Annotated in this window: 13 protein-coding genes; 9 read left to right on the top strand and 4 right to left on the bottom strand. The window is 66.9% G+C overall.

Annotated elements, in window-relative coordinates; genetic code table 11:
- Window positions 1–111: 111 nt before the first annotated feature.
- Window positions 112–1,377, bottom strand: a complete 1,266-nt coding sequence (locus K7W03_RS19585; protein WP_222887127.1) for a DUF445 domain-containing protein — start codon at window positions 1,375–1,377, stop codon at window positions 112–114.
- 100 nt (window positions 1,378–1,477) lie between these two features.
- A complete protein-coding gene (locus tag K7W03_RS19580) occupies window positions 1,478–2,218 on the bottom strand; it encodes an SIMPL domain-containing protein (protein WP_319024327.1) in 741 nt (246 codons plus the stop codon).
- Between the two features lie 138 nt (window positions 2,219–2,356).
- Here K7W03_RS19580 and K7W03_RS19575 point away from each other — a divergent pair, with 138 nt between their 5' ends.
- From K7W03_RS19575 to K7W03_RS19560, 4 genes are read left to right on the top strand one after another with little or no spacing between them, the layout of a single operon-like run.
- Window positions 2,357–4,135 carry an ABC-F family ATP-binding cassette domain-containing protein gene (locus tag K7W03_RS19575; protein WP_222887126.1) on the top strand — a complete coding sequence of 593 codons (1,779 nt, stop codon included), beginning with the start codon at window positions 2,357–2,359 and terminating at the stop codon, window positions 4,133–4,135.
- A 59-nt stretch (window positions 4,136–4,194) separates the two neighbouring features.
- Window positions 4,195–4,920, top strand: coding sequence for a VIT family protein (locus K7W03_RS19570; RefSeq protein ID WP_222887125.1), 726 nt, complete (start codon window positions 4,195–4,197; stop codon window positions 4,918–4,920).
- 35 nt (window positions 4,921–4,955) lie between these two features.
- Window positions 4,956–5,495 (top strand): glutathione peroxidase, encoded by a 540-nt coding sequence (locus tag K7W03_RS19565; RefSeq protein ID WP_222887124.1) that lies wholly within the window; start codon window positions 4,956–4,958, stop codon window positions 5,493–5,495.
- 16 nt (window positions 5,496–5,511) lie between these two features.
- Window positions 5,512–6,144 carry a trimeric intracellular cation channel family protein gene (locus K7W03_RS19560; protein ID WP_044662511.1) on the top strand — a complete coding sequence of 211 codons (633 nt, stop codon included), beginning with the start codon at window positions 5,512–5,514 and terminating at the stop codon, window positions 6,142–6,144.
- Window positions 6,145–6,171: 27 nt separating this feature from the next.
- Here the strand turns inward: K7W03_RS19560 and K7W03_RS19555 are convergent, their stop codons facing one another.
- On the bottom strand, window positions 6,172–6,477 hold the full coding sequence (locus tag K7W03_RS19555; protein ID WP_048578772.1) for a hypothetical protein: 306 nt from the start codon (window positions 6,475–6,477) through the stop codon (window positions 6,172–6,174).
- Window positions 6,478–6,609: 132 nt separating this feature from the next.
- On the opposite strand from K7W03_RS19555, the gene K7W03_RS19550 reads away from it, so the two are divergent.
- The 5 genes from K7W03_RS19550 to K7W03_RS19530 all read left to right on the top strand — a co-directional run bounded on the left by K7W03_RS19550 (window position 6,610) and on the right by K7W03_RS19530 (window position 10,046).
- Window positions 6,610–6,951 (top strand): hypothetical protein, encoded by a 342-nt coding sequence (locus K7W03_RS19550; protein WP_222887123.1) that lies wholly within the window; start codon window positions 6,610–6,612, stop codon window positions 6,949–6,951.
- Window positions 6,948–7,196, top strand: a complete 249-nt coding sequence (locus K7W03_RS19545; RefSeq protein WP_025551399.1) for a hypothetical protein — start codon at window positions 6,948–6,950, stop codon at window positions 7,194–7,196. Before K7W03_RS19550 ends, K7W03_RS19545 begins: the two co-directional genes overlap by 4 nt.
- Window positions 7,197–7,314: 118 nt before the next feature.
- The gene (locus K7W03_RS19540; RefSeq protein ID WP_222887122.1) at window positions 7,315–8,244 is read left to right on the top strand and encodes a DUF808 domain-containing protein; all 930 of its coding nucleotides are present in this window, start codon (window positions 7,315–7,317) and stop codon (window positions 8,242–8,244) included.
- 3 nt (window positions 8,245–8,247) lie between these two features.
- Window positions 8,248–9,624 carry an MATE family efflux transporter gene (locus K7W03_RS19535; RefSeq protein WP_025551397.1) on the top strand — a complete coding sequence of 459 codons (1,377 nt, stop codon included), beginning with the start codon at window positions 8,248–8,250 and terminating at the stop codon, window positions 9,622–9,624.
- 101 nt (window positions 9,625–9,725) lie between these two features.
- The gene (locus K7W03_RS19530) at window positions 9,726–10,046 is read left to right on the top strand and encodes a hypothetical protein (RefSeq protein ID WP_025551395.1); all 321 of its coding nucleotides are present in this window, start codon (window positions 9,726–9,728) and stop codon (window positions 10,044–10,046) included.
- Window positions 10,047–10,201: 155 nt separating this feature from the next.
- Here K7W03_RS19530 and rnr read toward each other — a convergent pair whose 3' ends face one another.
- Window positions 10,202–12,511: a ribonuclease R gene (gene rnr, locus K7W03_RS19525; protein ID WP_222887121.1), complete on the bottom strand. Its 2,310-nt coding sequence runs from the start codon at window positions 12,509–12,511 to the stop codon at window positions 10,202–10,204.
- Between the last annotated feature and the right edge of the window lie 342 nt (window positions 12,512–12,853).

The raw sequence follows: 12,853 nt of genomic DNA, 5'->3' as shown, positions 1-12,853 counted from the left end.
TCTTCTTGAGAGAGGTCATTTCAGGAGAAAGGCGAAGGGCTTCCGACAGGCTCGGCCCGAACCGTGCTCTTGTGTCCGTCCCTGGCCCTCATCCACCAAATCCCGCATTTTCTACAGCAGCGTATCGATGCTATGGATGGCAAGTCCCACCAGCCCGCCCACCAGCGTGCCGTTGACCCGGATATATTGCAGGTCGCGGCCGACCGCATGCTCAAGCCGGCTGGTGACGGTCCCCGCATCCCATCCGCGCACCGTCTCGCTGACCAGCTTGACGATGGCATCGCCATAGGTTGCCGTCGCCCCCACGGCGGCACGCCGCACGAAGCGGTTGATAAGGAACCGCAGCCGCGCGTCCTGTTGCAAGGTCGCGCCAAGCTGATGGAGCGCTTCGCCCAGACGCCCCGCCATCGCCTTGCCGGGATCGCGCACCGCGCGCAACAGCCCGCCGCGCGCCTGTTCCCACAGACCATCGATCCAGCGCTGCATTGCCGGATTGTCGACCACCTCGTCACGGATGCGCGCCACGCGCGCCTGCATCTCCAGATCGAATTGCAGGTCGGCGGCGAGCTTCGTCAGGCCCTCCTCGGCCTTCAGGCGCAGGCTGTGCGCCGGGTCCTGCGCCATGTCGGCCAGCAGCTTGCGCAGCCCGTCGATGATCGCGTTGGACAGATTTTCGTCAAGGCCGGTCCAGCGCATTATCTTGCCCGACCGGTCATGCACCATCTGCCGGATCAAATGGTCGTTCGCCTCCAGCGTGCGATCCGCCCATAGGATGATGCCGTCCATCACCGGGGCGTGGCGCCCGTCCCGCATCGCGGCTTCCAGCGCTTGCCCGATCAGGGGGGCAAGGTTCATGGCGCGCAGGCGCTGGGCGATGGCGCCCTTCACCATGCCGCCCAGCCGTTCCTGGTCCAGCGCTTCCAATATATCGGCGGCGAGCCGGGACGCGCCCTCGCGCAGCCTGCCGTCGCCGCTGGAGGGACTCGACAGGAAGCGTCCCGCGGCGGCCGCCATGTCCAGCCGCTGCATCCGCCGCGCCACCACGGCGGGCGTAAGGAAATTGTCGCGCAGGAACAAAGCGAGCGTATCCCCAATCCGATCCTTGTTGCGCGGGATGATCGCGGTATGCGGGATCGGCAGGCCCAGCGGGTGGCGGAACAGGGCGGTGACGGCGAACCAGTCGGCCAGTCCGCCGACCATCGCCGCCTCGGCAAAGGCCTGGACGAAGCCGATGGCGGGGTGGAGGTGCGCCGTCGCCCGCGCCGCCAGGAACAGCGCCGCCATGACCAGCAGCATGCCCGTCGCCACCGTCCGCATGCGCCGCGCCGGATGGACAGGGCTGGCGACGGCGGGCCGGGGCGGAGCAAGCATCTTCATGACCAGCTAACGGTTACGCCGCCGTTTCGTTCAGGCAAGCGCTTCTTTTCCGGGGAAGGGGATGGACGGCCGGCAATTGGCCGAAGGGCGCCCGGCCACCTTATTTTTCCAGCGCATATTGCACCGTCAGCGTCACCGAGGACCCGACCTGTCCCGGCTCCACCGGCGTCGCCGGCGCTGAGTCCGCCTTGAACCGGGCCGCTGCCATCACCGGCATGGGCGGCTGCCCGCCGCTGTTGCTCTCCGCCAGCGAGACGAGCCTTGCCGAGCGATAACCCGCCGCCAGGGCATAGAAATCGGCCTGCGCCCTGGCGGTCTTCAACGCCGCCGCCCGGGCCTGCGCCAGCATCGGCGTGGGATCGCTGATCGAGAAGCTCGGCCCGTTCACATTGGTCGCTCCGGCCTCCACCATCGTGTCGAGCAGGGTTCCCACCTTCCTGATGTCGCGCAGCTTCACCGATAGCTGGTTCGAAGCCTCATAGCCGATGAAACGCGGCCCGGCGGGCTGGCCGTCGCGGTTGCTATAGTCATATTGCGCGCTCAGATTGATGCCGCTGGTCTGGATGTCCTTCTTCGGAATGCCCGCCTTCACCAGCGCGGCGACCAGCCTGTCCATCTGCACCGCATTGTCGCGCATCGCCTGCGCGGCGGTCTGGGCGCGCGTCTGGACCCCGGTACCCACCGTCGCCATGTCGGGCGCCGCCTCCACGGTCTCGGTGACGTTCAATGTCACGACCGGCGCGGTTTCTGCGATGGTCACGCTGGTCTGCGCAGCGGCCGCGACGGGCAGGGCGGCGGCGGCAACGACAGCGGATGCCATCAGGGCGAACGTGGATTTCACAGGGCTTTCTCCTCAAGAAGCGATGCAACGACATTGTGACGGCTGCGATGAATGGACGCTGACATGCGTTGAAAGCCGTCAGACAGCTTCCGGTTCCCCCCCTTGCCCCAGGCGCGCCAAAGCCCTAGCTGCACGGCCATGGTGGCTCCCATTCTCTCCTTCGAAAATCTTGGCCTGTCCCAGGGCACCCATTGGCTTTTCCGCAATCTCGACATTTTCGTCGGGGATCGGGACCGGCTGGCGCTGATCGGCCGCAACGGCGCGGGAAAGACCACGCTGCTGAAACTGATCGCCGGCCAGATCGAACCGGACGAGGGCACGCGCTCTGTCCGTCCGGGCGCCCGCGTCATCATGCTGGAGCAGGACCCTGACGTTTCCGGCTTCGCCACGCTGCGCGACTTCGCGCTGGCGGGCCAGTTCGCGCCGCCCGCGCATGAGGTGGACGCCATCGCCAGCCAGCTCGGTACGGACCTCAACCGAGAGGCCGCGACCGCTTCGGGAGGCGAACGCCGCCGCGCCGCCATCGCCCGCGCCCTCGCGAGCGAACCCGATCTGCTGCTGCTGGACGAACCGACCAACCATCTCGACATCGACGCCATCGACTGGCTGGAGGGCTGGCTGGGCCGCTATAATGGCGCGTTCATCGTCATCAGCCATGACCGCGCCTTCCTGACGCGCCTCACGCGCCAGACGCTGTGGCTGGACCGTGGCGGCATCCGCCGCAACGAAATCGGCTTCGGCGGTTTCGAGCAGTGGATGGAAGCGGTCTATGCCGAGGAAGCCCGCGCCGCAGAGAAGCTGGACGCCCGGCTCAAGATCGAGGCGCACTGGCTGGAACGCGGCGTCACCGCCCGGCGCAAGCGCAACCAGGGCCGCCTTGCCAAGCTCCACGAAATGCGGGCCCAGCGCGCCGCCATGGTGGGACCGCAGGGTGTCGCGAAAATCGCCGTCGCCAGCGACGACAACAAGACGAAAAGTGTCATCACCGCTGAGCATGTCACGAAGAATTTCGGCGACCGCACCGTCATCAGGGATTTCTCGCTGCGCATCCAGCGCGGCGACCGGATCGGCATCGTCGGCGGCAATGGCGCGGGCAAGACCACGCTCCTCAAACTGCTGACCGGTGAACTCGCGCCCGACAGCGGACAGGTCCGTCAGGCCAAATCGCTCGACATGATCTTCATCGACCAGCAGCGCAGCCTGATGCAGGCCGACAGGCGCGTGCGCGACGTTCTGGCCGAAGGCGGCGACTGGATCGACGTGCGCGGCACGCGCAAGCATGTCCATGGCTATCTGAAGGAATTCCTCTTCGACCCCTCGCTGGCGGAGGCGCGCGTCGGCACCCTGTCGGGCGGCGAGCGCTCACGGCTGCTGTTCGCCCGCGAATTCGCCCGCGAATCGAACCTGCTGGTGCTGGACGAGCCGACCAACGACCTGGACCTCGAAACGCTCGACCTGCTTCAGGAAGTCATTGCCGATTATGAGGGCACCGTCCTGATCGTCAGCCACGACCGCGACTTCCTCGACCGCACGGTGACGGTCACGCTTGGCCTGGACGGCTCCGGCACCGTCGACGTGATCGTCGGCGGCTATGCGGATTGGGTCGCCAAGCGCCAGCCGAAGAACGCGCCCAGGCAAGAGAAGAAGGCTGCGCCGCCGCCCCCGCCGAAAAGCGCGTCGACCAAGCTCAGCTACAAGGACCAGCGCGACTTCGACCTGCTGCCCAAGCGGATAGAGGAGATGGAGGCGGCCATTGCCCGCGATGAGCAAGCGCTGGCCGATCCCGATCTCTACAGCCGCGATCCCGGCAGGTTCGACCTGCTCAGCAAGGCGATCGAAAAGGCTCGCGCCGAAAAGGAAGCCGCGGAGGAACGCTGGCTGGAACTGGCGGAAAAGGCGGAAGGGCTGGGTGCCTAGAATGCCTTGCGCCATCCTCCTCATCTGGTAGCCAGATGGCGGAAAAAGGGGACAGGCGCATGGAACAATCCGCGACGATGCAGGACAATGACATGATCGACGGCCATCATGCGGTCCATTATGTCAACCGCGTCGGCTGGCTGCGCGCGGCCGTTCTGGGCGCCAATGACGGCATCGTCTCCACCGCCAGCCTGCTCACCGGCATCGCTGCGTCGGGGGCGTCGCGGGATACCATCCTTCTGTCGGGCATCGCCGCGCTGGTGGCGGGCGCCATGTCGATGGCCGCGGGCGAATATGTGTCCGTCAGCGCCCAGTCCGATACGGAGCGCGCCGATCTGGCCAAGGAAAAGAAGGCGCTTGCCCAACAGCCCCAGGTGGAATGGGAGGAATTGCGCGACATCTACGTCGATCGCGGCCTGACGGCTGACCTTGCGGGCCAGGTGGCGACGCAGTTGATGAACGTCGACGCGCTCGCCGCCCATGCGCGGGACGAGCTGGGCATTTCCGACATCAGCACCGCGCGGCCCGTCCAGGCGGCGCTGACCTCCGCCGCGACCTTCTCCGCAGGCGCGGTCGCCCCTGTGCTGGCCGCCGTCGCCAATCCGTCGCACGCCATCGCGGCCGTCGCCGTCACGTCGCTGCTGTGCCTTGCGGTGCTTGGCTATGTCGGCGCCCGCCTGGGTGGCGGCGGGGTAGCGCGGGCGGTGGCTCGCGTCGTTTTCTGGGGCGTTTTCGCGATGCTTGCGACCTCCGGGGTAGGCAAGCTCTTCGGCGCCGCCATATGATGGGGGAAGCCGTCCATTCGCAAGGAGAGCATGCCATGATCCAGCAAATCCCGCTCAAGACCATCAAGGGCGCCGACGCCAGCCTGGCCGACTATGCGGGCAAGGTGGTTCTGGTGGTCAACGTCGCCTCCCAATGCGGCCTGACCCCGCAATATGAGGGGCTGGAAAAGCTCTATCGCGACTATAGGGACAAGGGGCTGGTCGTCGCCGGCTTCCCCGCCAATGACTTCGGTGCGCAGGAACCGGGCAGCAATGAAGAGATCGCGACCTTCTGCACGACCAATTTCGGCGTCGATTTCCCGATGTTCGAGAAGATCGTCGTCACCGGGCCGGAAAAGCACCCGCTCTACGCAGCGCTGACCGGCGCGCAGCCGAGTTCGCAGGGGGCCGGGGCCGAGTTCCGCGAAAAGCTGATCGGCTATGGCATCACGCCCAATCCCGAACCCGAAGTGCTCTGGAATTTCGAGAAGTTCCTGATCGCGAAGGATGGCAGCGTGGCCGCCCGCTTCGCGCCCTCGACCACGCCCGACGATGCCGGGCTGATCGCGGCCATAGAGGCGGAACTGGCGAAATAGCGCCCAGCGCCGCCCCATGAACCAGACGCTGCTGCCGCAAATCGGCCCGGTGCTGGAGACGCTCGGCATCGTCGGCACTTTCGTCTTCGCCGCGTCCGGGGCGCTGGCGGCCGCGCGCCTGCGCCAGACGCTCGTCACCTTCGCCTTCTTCGCGCTGGTGACGGGGGTAGGGGGCGGGACTGTCCGAGACCTGCTGATCGGCGCGCCGGTCTTCTGGGTCCGCGACGCCGTGCCCGCCATCGCCTGCATGATGGCGGCGCTGCTCGTCTGGTTCACCCCGCGCCGTTTGTGGAGCGACAGCGCTCTCGACTGGCTGGATGCGGTGGGGCTCGCCGCCTTCGCCGTCTATGGCGCGGCCAAGGCGATGAGCTATGGCGTGCCGCCGCTGGTGGCGGCGATGATGGGCGTCGTCACCGGCTGCGTCGGCGGCATCATGCGCGACCTGCTGGCGGGGGAGCCGTCCATATTGTTGCGGCCGGAACTGTACGTGACGGCGGCGGCGCTCGCGGCGGGCCTGTTCGTCGTCCTGCGCTGGATCGGGCTGGACGTCCCCGTCGCGGGCGTCATCGCCGCGCTGCTCGGTTTCCTGCTGCGGGCCGTCGCGATGCGGAAAGGGCTCGGGCTGCCGCACTACCAGACGGAAGACTGAACCGGCGTCCGCGGATAGCGTCCGCCGTCACCCATGCGCCTTTTTCCGCCGGGTTTCCCAACCCTTTCTGGCGGCGGCGGACCGATCGGCGGCCGGACGCCGGGCCGACGCCGCGCCGCCCTTCTTCCCGCCCTTGCGCGAGGAGGCATGGCTGTCCGGCTTGCCCCGGCCGGAGCCGGATTTGTTGCCGCCGCCCGATTCCTTGTTGACGGTCGCCCAGGCGCGCCGTTCCGCTTCCTTGCGGGACACGCCGCGATCCTCATAACCCTGCTCGATATGCTCCGCCTTGCGCTTCTGCTTGTCGGTGTAGCTGCTCTTGTCGCCCTGGGGCATGATCGTCTCCTTTTCCTTGCATTCCAGGCTAACGATCGAACCGGCGGGCCGTTCACATCGCTGCACAGGCGTTACGACGCGGGAACCGAACGACGGGGGGAACAGGGCGGTCCGGCCCGCGTTCACCAGCGCATGGAGCAGCGCATTCTTCTCGAACGGCTGGCGCGGCATCTGGCCGCCCGCAATCCCGACCTGGGTCCGGATCGCTGGCAGGAACAGGTGGAAACCGCGGCAGGCCTGCTCGCCATCATCAAGGACCCCAACGATGCCATGCGGCAGGCGGGTGACGAACGGGTCTGGCAGGCGATGATCGACGCCGCGCTGCGCCAGCGCTGGGCCGTCGCCTCCGCGCCCTCCGTGGAACCGCCGGGCGGCACCGACGAGGAAGGCGACATCCCGCTGACGCCGGACACCGTCAGCGGCAACCGGGCCGAATGGGTCCATCTGCACCAAACACAGGAGAAGCCGAAATGAAGGGGTTGTTGAAACTCGCATTCCTCACCGGACTGGGCGCCGTGGCGTGGAGGGGATGGAAGGAGTGGCAGGCGCAGCGCGACGCGGGCGACTATCGCGGGACCGGCTTCTCCTCCGGCCCCGTGCGCGATGCCGGGCCGGACGAGCAGCATATCGACGCGCGCGACTGGGACATGGTGGACGAGCAGGTCGATGAAAGCTTCCCCGCCAGCGACCCGCCGGGCAATTATCGCGGGCTGCATTGAGCCGCCGGCTCGCCCCCTTATCGATCCGATCGCTTCCCAATCCATTGCACCGCTTGCGCCCCGCCTCTATTGAGGCGGCTGCCGGTCCCATGCCGGGGCCAACAGGGGAATAATATCAATGCCTTCGGGTCTGATCGCGCTGCTCGACGACGTGGCGGGGATTGCCAAGCTTACCGCCAGTTCGCTGGACGATGTCGCCGCCGCCGCGGGCAAGGCGGGCTCGAAGGCGGCCGGCGTCGTGATCGACGACACCGCCGTCACGCCGCGCTATGTCATGGGCCTGACGCCGGACCGCGAACTCCCCATCATCTGGAAGATCGCCAAGGGATCGCTGCGCAACAAGCTGCTGTTCCTGCTCCCCGCCGCGCTGGTTCTGAGCGCCCTCGCGCCCTGGCTTCTGCCCCCCTTGCTGATGCTGGGCGGCGCTTTTCTCTGTTTCGAAGCCGCCGAAAAGCTGCTGGAGGCAGTGCAGGGCGGCCATGATCTGGCGGAGGAGGCGCTGGAAACGCACAGTTCGAAGGAGCTGGAGGACCAGAAGGTCTCCGGTGCGATCCGCACCGACTTCATCCTCTCGGGCGAGATCATGGCGATCGCGCTCGGCACCGTGGCGGCGGAACCGATCTGGGAGCAGGCGATCGTCCTGATCGTCGTCGCCTTCCTGATCACCGCCGGCGTCTATGGCGTCGTCGGCTTCATCGTGAAGATGGACGATATCGGCCTGCATCTGGCGGAGCGGCGTTCGGCCGGCGCACGGGTGATGGGCCGGGCGATGGTGAAGGCCATGCCGGTGCTGATGCGGATATTGGGCGTCGTCGGCACGGCGGCCATGCTCTGGGTCGGCGGGGGCCTGATCGTCCACGGGCTGCACGAATTTCACTGGGATCTCATCCCCGGCGCCATCCATCATGTCGCGGAAGCCGCGGGCCGGGGGCTGCCCGCCATCGCCCCGGTGGTGGAATGGGTCGTGAACGCCGCGGGCGCGGCTATCGTCGGGCTGGTCGTCGGCGGCATCGTCGTGGCGGTGCTGCACCTCTTCAAAAAGCACTGATCGATGCGTTCACCCTGGCGTCTGGAGGCCGGGGCGCTGACCGCGCTCGCGCTGCCGATGATCGCGGGCAATATCGCCTGGGCCGGCATCGCGGCGACCGACCTGCTGCTGCTGGGCCGGCTTGGCGCGGGCGCGGTGGCTTCGGGGGCGCTGGCGATCAACCTGTTCAACGCGCTGCTGATCTTCGGCATGGGGCTTGTCACCGCCGCCGCGCCGCTGATCGCCACGGAGCGGGGGCGTCGGCGGCATTCGGTGCGCGACGTCAGGCGGACGGTGCACCAGACGCTGCGCGCGGCGACCCTGTTCGTACTGCCCGCCTGGGCGCTGCTCTGGGAAAGCGAATCCATCCTGCTGCTGATGGGGCAGGAGGCGGACCTGGCGGCGCAGGCGGGCGAACTGATGCGCGGCCTGCAATGGGCGCTGCTGCCCTTTCTGGGCTTCACCACGCTGCGCAACTTCATTTCCGCGCTGGAACGGCCGGTCTGGGGCCTGATCATCATGGTCTGCGCCATCCCGTTCAACCTGCTGGCGGGCTGGACCCTGATCTTCGGGCATCTGGGTTTTCCCGCGCTGGGGATTTTCGGCGCGGGCATCGCCAGCACGCTGTCCTCCTCCTTCCTGTTCCTCGGGCTGCTGTCGGTCATCCTGATCGACCGGCGGTTCCGCCGCTATCGCCTGCTGGGGCGATTCTGGACCCGTGATCGCGAACGGCACCGGGCCGTCTGGGCGCTGGGCCTGCCGATCGCGATCACCCTGGGGCTGGAAACCACCGTGTTCAACGCCTCCGCCTTCCTGATGGGGCTGATCGACCGCGACTCGCTGGCGGCGCACGCCGTCGCGATCCAGATCGCCGCGCTCGTCTTCATGGTGCCGATGGGCATCGGCCAGGCGGCGACCGTGCGCGTGGGCCTCGCCTATGGAAAGGGCGATCTGGCGGCGGTCGGCCGTGCGGGCTGGCTGGCGCTGGCGATCGGGACCGGATTCGCGCTGATCGCCGCGACAATGCTCATCGCCTTTCCGCGCATGCTGATCTCCGCTTTCCTGAACCTTGCCGATCCCGCCAATGCGCGGACGGCGATGCTGGCGGTCGGTTTCCTGGGCGTCGCGGCGCTGTTCCAGTTGGTGGACGCCGCGCAGGCGGTGGGGGCAGGGGTATTGAGGGGCATACAGGATACCCGCGTGCCGATGATCTTCGCCCTGATCGGCTATTGGGTGATCGGCATCGGAATCGGCATCGTCCTGGCCTTTCCGCTGGGGTTGCAGGGCCTTGGCATCTGGCTGGGACTCGCGAGCGGGCTGGGCGTCGTCGCGCTGCTGCTGGTGGCGCGCTGGGCCTTGCGTGAGCGGCTGCATCTTCTATCGCGCAGGCGAAACGCCTGAATCCATTTGTCGCGGGCATGGGCCGGGTTGCGTCGCCGTGCGATGGTGCGACGCACAAAGCAATTGAACCGGCGCGTCAAATCGGTAATGAAAAACGCATTATGAACGCTCCTACCATGTTCTTCGAGGCGATAGCGCTTCAGAAATGTCTGATGGCGACCTACAACAAGATGGTCGTGAAGCTCGCGCCGCACATCCTCTACACGCGCCATGACGAAATGTTCATCGACGCAGTGACGATAGAGCGCGACGGCCGCCCGCCGCGGGAGCTGAAGCTCGGCACCTTCAAGCTGGCGGGACTGAACGACGTCAGCCTGGTCGATGAAAAGTTCGAGGCGATGCACGGCCTCTATGATCAGGGCGACAGCAAATATAAGGGCGTGACCCTGTTCGCGGTCGAGCCGGAGAGCGCGGCAGCCTGAAACCGCATTGACGGTTGAAGAGGAAAAAGGGCGGTCCTGCGGGGCCGCCCCTTTTCGTTCACGGTCACGCCGTGGAGATTGCAGCGCCATCTGCTCCTCCAAGGACAGGAACTCGCGTCAACCCGCGCCGTGGAAGCTTCATCGCAAAGGGGCTCTCACCGCCGATGCTTGCCCCGCTTCGATCCGATGTGCCGGATATTGGTCGGCCGCCCGCGCCTGACGCTGCCGGGCCGCACGCGGTCCTTCTTGAAGCTCGGCCGCTGGGGCAGGGCGTCGGGCAGTTCGAAGCGCAACGAGCCGTTGATCGGGTCCGCTTCGGCCAGCCGCAATTGCAGCCGCTGCCCGACCGTATAGCGGTCCCCGCTCTCCACGCCTTCCAGCGCCCGCCCGGCTTCGTCGAAGAAGAAACGCTCGTCGCCCAGCGTCGACACCGGCACCAGCCCGTCGCCGCCCAGCCCCTCGACCGTGGCGAAGAAGCCGAAGCTCTGCACCCCGGTGATCCGCGCCTCCATCAGATCGCCCACATGCGCCGCCAGGAACGCCGCGACATAGCGGTCGATGGTCTCCCGCTCCGCCTCCATGGCGCGGCGCTCATGCTGGCTGATCATCTCGCCCACGCGGCCCATATTCTCCATATCCTCGCCGCTCAGCGAAGACCGGTCGGGAATATCCCCCTTGGGCGCGGGCAGCTCCAGCCCATAGGCGCCCACCAGCGCCCGATGCACCAGCAGGTCCGCATAGCGCCGGATCGGCGACGTGAAATGCGCATAGGACCCCAGCGCCAGCCCGAAATGCCCCATATTGGACGGCGCATAATAGGCCTGCGTCTGGCTGCGCAGGATCTGCTCCATGATCTGGGGCTTCTCCTCCGCTTCCCCGATCCGCGCGATCAGCCGGTTGAAGGTGGCGGGTTTCACCACCTGCCCCAGGGCGAATTCGATGTCGAAGGTCGCCAGATAATCCTTCAGCGCCACCAGCTTGTCCCGACTCGGCGGCTCATGGACACGGTACATGACCGGCGCCTTCTTGGCCTCCAGCGCCTTTGCCGCCGCGACATTGGCGGCGATCATATAATCCTCGATCAGCATATGCGCGTCCAGCCGCTCGCGCACCGCCACGCTGACGATCTTGCCATATTCGTCCAGCACCACCCGCCGCTCCGGCAGGTCCAGCGCCAGCGGTTCCCGCTTGTCCCGCGCCTTGCGCAGCAGCGCCCAGCAGGCCCAGAGGGGCTTTAATGCCGGTTCCAACAGGTCAAGGGGCTTTTCGCCGTCGATTGCCGCCTGCGCATCCTCATAGGCCAGCACCGCCGCCACCCGGATCACCGCGCGGGAAAAGCGCCAGCTCTTCACCTTGCCCGCCGCATCCAGCACGAGGTGACAGGCCATGGCCGCACGATCCTCGCCCGCCCGCAGCGAACACATGTCGGACGAAAGCTGGTGGGGCAGCATCGGCACGACCAGGTCGGGGAAATAGACGCTGTTCCCGCGCTTCCTCGCCTCGCGGTCCAGCGCGCTGCCCGGACGCACATAATAGCTGACGTCCGCGATCGCGACGATCGCCTTGTAGCCGCCCTCATTGGCCGGATCATCATCCGGCGCGGCCCAGACCGCATCGTCATGATCCCGCGCATCGACCGGATCGATGGCGACGATGGGCAGGTGCCGCAAATCCTCCCGCTTCTCCTCATGCAAGGCGAGGCTGGAAGCCGTCACCGCCTCCTCCTCGACCCGCTCGGAAAAGACGTGGGGAATGCCATGCTTGTGGATGGCGATCAGGCTGAAACTGCGCGGCGCGAAGGGATCGCCCAATATGTCCGTCACCCGCGCCGTGATCCGGGGCGGGCGCCCCACCGGCTCGGCCAGCACCAGATCGCCCTTCTTCGCCGTGCCGGCGTCCGAAATCGGGGTATCCCGCCGGATGCGCTTGTCGACCGGCCGCAGCCACAGCTTGCCGCCATCCGCTTCCTCGACCACGCCCAGCAATTCCTCGCTCGCCTTGGCAAGCTTCTTCATCGGATGCGCGACCCAGCCGCGCCCCGCTTCCTCCGTCCGCGCCAATATGCGGTCGCCAATCGTCAGCGCGCCGCGCTTGCCCCGCTCCATGACGCGCAGCCGGGGTGCGGGCTGTCCCTCCGCCTCCCAGCGTTCCGGCGTGGCGATCAGGGTGGTGTCGTCGACATCCACGATCCGCAGCACCGTGACCTTGGGCACGCCGCCCATCTTGTGGAAGGCCCGCGCTGGGCCGATGTCGATCAGCCCTTCGTCCGCCATGTCCTTGAGCAGCGCCTTGAGCGCGATCTTCTCCTGCCCCTTGAGACCGAAGGCCTTCGCGATCTCCCGCTTTCCGGCCGGCTGGTCGGACGTGGCGATGAAATCCATCACCTGCTCGCGCGTCGGGAAACCTGCGGGCCGCACCTTGGTCCGGGCGGAGTCGGATTTCTTCTTCTTTTCGGTGGATGCCATGGACCAGCTATAGGGAGAGGGGCTCCCCCGCGCCAGTGCTCCATGGCGGAGGGTCGATGTGAAAAGATAACGGCTGCAGGGAAGGGCCTTTGTGGCGTCTGGGCTGGGTACGAAGCGGAAACCCATTTTATCCCTCTCCCTTGAGGGAGAGGGCTGCGCAGACTTGGCAGCTTGCTGCCTAGTCGTAGCTGGGTGAGGGGGTTGCAATCCAACGGATCGCGCGGGCCTCAGGCCCGCCCCTTCCTCATCCAACCCCGCCCACGCTCCTTCGCCGCCAGGGCTTCCCATCCCCCTCCCTCAAGGAAGAAAGGAATGTCCTGCACTGATCATCAATCCCCATGC

Origin of the sequence: Sphingobium sp. PNB (assembly GCF_019873065.1) — a bacterium.
Lineage (GTDB): Bacteria > Pseudomonadota > Alphaproteobacteria > Sphingomonadales > Sphingomonadaceae > Sphingobium > Sphingobium fuliginis.
The sequence above is the reverse complement of the archived record's forward strand: the minus strand, read 5'-3'. Positions and strand labels throughout refer to the sequence as shown.

Excerpts from the sequence above, each read along its gene's own strand:
- K7W03_RS19585 (WP_222887127.1), bottom strand. The coding sequence starts at position 1,377 with ATGAAGATGCTTGCTCCGCCCCGGCCCGCCGTCGCCAGCCCTGTCCAT.
- K7W03_RS19575 (WP_222887126.1), top strand. The coding sequence starts at position 2,357 with ATGGTGGCTCCCATTCTCTCCTTCGAAAATCTTGGCCTGTCCCAGGGC.
- K7W03_RS19570 (WP_222887125.1), top strand. The coding sequence starts at position 4,195 with ATGGAACAATCCGCGACGATGCAGGACAATGACATGATCGACGGCCAT.
- K7W03_RS19565 (WP_222887124.1), top strand. The coding sequence starts at position 4,956 with ATGATCCAGCAAATCCCGCTCAAGACCATCAAGGGCGCCGACGCCAGC.
- K7W03_RS19560 (WP_044662511.1), top strand. The coding sequence starts at position 5,512 with ATGAACCAGACGCTGCTGCCGCAAATCGGCCCGGTGCTGGAGACGCTC.
- K7W03_RS19555 (WP_048578772.1), bottom strand. The coding sequence starts at position 6,477 with ATGCCCCAGGGCGACAAGAGCAGCTACACCGACAAGCAGAAGCGCAAG.
- K7W03_RS19550 (WP_222887123.1), top strand. The coding sequence starts at position 6,610 with ATGGAGCAGCGCATTCTTCTCGAACGGCTGGCGCGGCATCTGGCCGCC.
- K7W03_RS19545 (WP_025551399.1), top strand. The coding sequence starts at position 6,948 with ATGAAGGGGTTGTTGAAACTCGCATTCCTCACCGGACTGGGCGCCGTG.
- K7W03_RS19540 (WP_222887122.1), top strand. The coding sequence starts at position 7,315 with ATGCCTTCGGGTCTGATCGCGCTGCTCGACGACGTGGCGGGGATTGCC.
- K7W03_RS19535 (WP_025551397.1), top strand. The coding sequence starts at position 8,248 with ATGCGTTCACCCTGGCGTCTGGAGGCCGGGGCGCTGACCGCGCTCGCG.
- K7W03_RS19530 (WP_025551395.1), top strand. The coding sequence starts at position 9,726 with ATGAACGCTCCTACCATGTTCTTCGAGGCGATAGCGCTTCAGAAATGT.
- rnr (WP_222887121.1), bottom strand. The coding sequence starts at position 12,511 with ATGGCATCCACCGAAAAGAAGAAGAAATCCGACTCCGCCCGGACCAAG.